4 protein-coding genes are annotated in these 4,079 nt (G+C 44.1%); all 4 read right to left on the reverse strand.

Going from position 1 to position 4,079, the window contains the following annotated elements:
• Positions 1-1,818 (reverse strand): BamA/OMP85 family outer membrane protein (locus CH376_RS23525; protein WP_165783659.1); only part of this gene is annotated, 1,818 nt, incomplete at its 3' end.
• Positions 1,819-1,882: 64 nt separating this feature from the next.
• Complete coding sequence (locus CH376_RS23530) at positions 1,883-2,332, reverse strand: ExbD/TolR family protein (protein WP_100786401.1); 450 nt, start codon at positions 2,330-2,332, stop codon at positions 1,883-1,885.
• 1 nt (position 2,333) lies between these two features.
• Positions 2,334-2,939 (reverse strand): MotA/TolQ/ExbB proton channel family protein, encoded by a 606-nt coding sequence (locus CH376_RS23535; RefSeq protein WP_069607483.1) that lies wholly within the window; start codon positions 2,937-2,939, stop codon positions 2,334-2,336.
• Between the two features lie 113 nt (positions 2,940-3,052).
• The coding region (locus CH376_RS23540) for a DNA repair protein RecN (protein ID WP_243398318.1) at positions 3,053-4,079 on the reverse strand (1,027 nt) is incomplete at its 5' end.

Genomic DNA, 4,079 nt, shown 5'->3' on the forward strand with positions numbered 1-4,079 from the left:
GTTGTTCTCCGTGATGGAAACGGCTCCCACGTTGTAGATTCTCGAGGAATAAAAAAGAGAAAGTGAGAGAGACCAAGGTTTGTTATAGAGCCAAGGTTCAGTCCAAGTGACCTGGAACAATCTTCGATACGGACCGAACTCGATTCTTCCTGAAATCTTTTGTCCGGTCCCGTTAAGATTGTTTTCCCCTACTTCGGTAAAAATCGAAAAACCAGTGATCGTTCCGTAACCGCCGCCCATCGAAACGGTTCCGGTCGGTTGTTCGAGGACTTCGATGATGAGATTCATTTTGGTCTGATCGGAGCCGGGCCTCATGTTGAAGTTGACTTCTTTAAAATAACCGAGGTTGTAGATTCTTTCGCGGGAACGGTTAACGAGAGAAGAATTAAAAAGATCTCCCTGTTTGAAGAGCAATTCTCTTCGAATCACCCGATCCTGCGTCTTCTTGTTTCCTTTGATCACCACGTTTTCGACGTAAGCCAGATTGTTTTCGCGGATATTGAAGTCGACGTGAACGAATTTTTTTCCGTGTAACTCCGGTTTGGTGTTATAGAGTTGTCTCAGGCGTTTGATATGAAGTTGGGAATATTCCGTTTCGCAGATTTTTCTTTCTTCTTCCGTTTTACGCGTGTAACAATTTTCATAGTATTCTATGTTTTCGCGATCGAGGGAGATTACCTTTCTTCGCGGGATCACCTGCGCGAAAAGATATCCTCTCGAACTGTAGAGTTCGTTCATCGTTCCGCGATCCCGCATAAAACGGGTTTCGTCAAAAAGGACGCCAACGTCGGCATCGCTGTAATCTAAATTTCTTTCCAGATCTTTCACCGGCAAAAGAGGTTTCAAATCTTCTTTCGGAGTTTCGGGAGGGTTGTTTTCTTTGTTTAAAAAGAGAGGCCGTCCTTCCGCGTCCAAAGTTTTATCGTGATTGAGCGTGTAGCCGTTGAAAAAATAGACTTGTCCTTCGGAAATCTTGATATTGACGATGATGACTCTTCGGTCCTTTTTTTCCGGATTTTCCCAGTGAATCTCCCAGTTGGTTCCTTCCCTCATCAGCTCGGCGTCTAAATAACCCTTGCTCTTAAGATACGCCACGATCGTATCCTTATCCTTTTCAAAAGAAGATTCCTTGAAGTTGCCGCCTTCGAAAACGCCCTCTTCCTTCATTTCCATTACGGAAAGAAGTTCGGAGGTTTCCACCGATTCGTTTCCGTAGACGTTGATCTTGGAAACGGGAATCTCTTCTCCTTCGTCTATGATAAAACGAACTCGAACGAGATTCGTTTTAGGATCCGGTTTTCCCAATTCCACTTTTACATAGGCAAGAAAAAAACCTTCGTCCCTATACTTTTGGAGAATCAGATCTCTGGACTTCGTAATTTTTTGAGGAGTGATGACTTCGTTGTCTTTCAGGGGAAGTTTGTCTCTTAGATCCGCCGGAAATACTTCGTCGGCGCCGACAAATTCCACTTCTTTAACGCGCGGTCTTTCTTTGAGCTCGACCACGACTCGAACCCCGTCTCCCAATTCTTCCGCTTGGATATCTACAAAATAGAAAAAACCGGAATTAAAGAGGGATTTTAGATCCTTATCTAAAATTTTCTTCGTAAGTTGTTTACCAACCCGCATGTCGATCATCGATTCGAGATCGCTGTCCGGGGTGTTTTTATTTCCTTTAAACTTTACTTCTTTGATTACCTTTCCCAGATAATCGCTTCTTTTGGATAGAAGTTGAGTCAGCTCGCCTGAATAGAATAGAAGACCAAAGAGGATGGCTAAAATAGATCCTTTCAGAATGAGGGAAAATGTTCGTTTCAACTTAAAGATGAGCCACCAGATATTTGCTTACAGAATCGAAACCGCTCGAAGGCCGGGCCGGTATTTATTTTTCTCCGGTTCCCGATTGTCTAACCATGGCTAGATTAAACTTGCTCACTCCTGCTTCGTTTACCTTATCGATTACTTTGATTACGGTTTGATAACTCGCCGTACCGTCTCCACGAATGATCACTCTGTTTTTTCCAGGTTCTCTTTTGTCCACCGGTCCTAAAAATACGTTTATCTTTTCTGTTAATTTTTCAAGAGGAACCGGATCCGTGTCCTTATCTAAAAAGATCTTACCTTCCTTATTGATGGTGATGACGAGTTCGTCCTTTTTCTTTTCTTGGGCGGTGGATGAAGATCGGGGAAGTTCGATCTTCATTACCGTTGATTTTTCCAAGGTAGCGTTCATCAAAAAATAAATCACTATAAAACAAATAACGTCGATCAAAGGAGCCAATTCGATTTGGCCGACTCTATCCGCTGAGGATCGGAACTTTCTGAATTTCATATTACTTGAGATATTTGATCGCTTGACCGGAAAGATTTTCCATCTCCGCGATCGTATCTTCTTTTTTCTTTTGAAAGTAATTGTAGGCAACGTAAGCCGGAATCGCAATCGCCAAACCCATCGCGGTGGTGATCAAGGCCTCGCTGATTCCCACTTCCGCTCCCCGTGTTCCGGATCCTTCTTCAAAAGAGCGAATGATTCCTAAAACCGTTCCTAAAACTCCCAGAAGGGGAGAAATAGTTGCGATCGTACCCAATCCGGAAAGAAATCTTTCCATCTTGAGAATCTGAGCGAATCCGGCGGAAAGCATTTCCTCTTCGGCGGCATCTAAATTTTTACGAGAAGATTCGATCCCCGCCTGAAGAACTTGGGAAGCGGGTCCGTTGTTTAGATTTTTCAGAAAATCGGTCGCAGTATCCCAATTCTTCTGACGGAACAAGTCTTTGAGTGCGCGCCAATCGTTGGGGGTGATCGGTTTCCATTTCGAAAAGTAGAGCATTCTTTCGATGATGATTGTAAAACCTACGATAGAAACTAAAACGATAACGATGGGAACCGATTCCGGAGGGATCGCAGAAATCAGAGAATCAGATTTGGCTAAAAACATTTGAGTAAAATTCTCCCAGAAGTAGAGTTTAAAACTCTCTTGTTACTGCCAAACAGTTTTCTAATCTGCGCCCACCCTTTTTGCGGGGATTCCTCGATGGCAAAGATCCGCAGTCAGACCGCCTGTTTTTTCAGCAGTTCCTTTGCATGTTCAAGAGCGCCTTTCGATACCCTCTGACCCGAAATCATTCTTGCAAGTTCCAAAGTTCGTTCCTCTAAACTCAAAAATTCCGCTCGCGAAAATGTCCTTCCGCCTTCCACAAATTTACTGATTTTTAGATGATCATTCGCTGCCGAAGCGATCTGTTGAAGATGTGTAATCAGGATCAGTTGGTGATTGGACGCTAAATTGCGAAGTTTGCGGGCCACGTCCATCGCAATCTCCCCTCCCAAACCGGAATCGATCTCGTCAAAGATCAGAACACGCAGATGCGATTGAGCTCCCAAAATCGAACGGATCGCGAGCATTACCCTGGAAACTTCTCCACCGGAAGCGATCTTTCGAAGAGGTCTCGGTTTTTCTCCCGGATTCGGACTGAAATAGAACTCCAGTTGATCCAGTCCGGTTTCGTTTACGATATAACTCTTTCCGGATGCGGAGATCTCTCCGTCGGGACTCGGCTCCCAACGAAGAACGACTTGAACCGCGGCGCCCGACATACCGAGATGTTCCAATTCGGATTTGAGAGAGGATTCGAATCGAACCAGGGATTCTCTTCTGGCCTTGGAAAGCTGGATCGAAAGAGAACCGAGCCGCGCGGTGACATTCTCCACTTCCGCTTCCATAGATTCCTTATTCTTCGAATTTTTTTCCATCGCCTCCAGCTCTTGCTCCGCCTTTCTCTTACAATCCGAAATTTCGGATAAATCCGAACCGTATTTCTTTTTCAACTTGGAGATCAGATCCAAACGAGATTGAACGAATTGCAAACGATCCGGCGAAAAGAAAATCTCATCTTTTTCATCCAAAATGGAAGAATTGATTTCTTTGAGCTGAATATAAATCTCCTGAAGAGAATCCAATGTTTTAGCGAAATCCGGTTGAATCGATTTTATCTTCTCAGCTGCGCTCAAAAGTCTGGGAAAAGAAGGAAGAATCGCCGATTCGGAATCTGCGAGATACGAAGAAAGAATTTCAAAA

The sequence above is a fragment of the Leptospira adleri genome, assembly GCF_002811985.1.
Lineage (GTDB): Bacteria > Spirochaetota > Leptospiria > Leptospirales > Leptospiraceae > Leptospira > Leptospira adleri.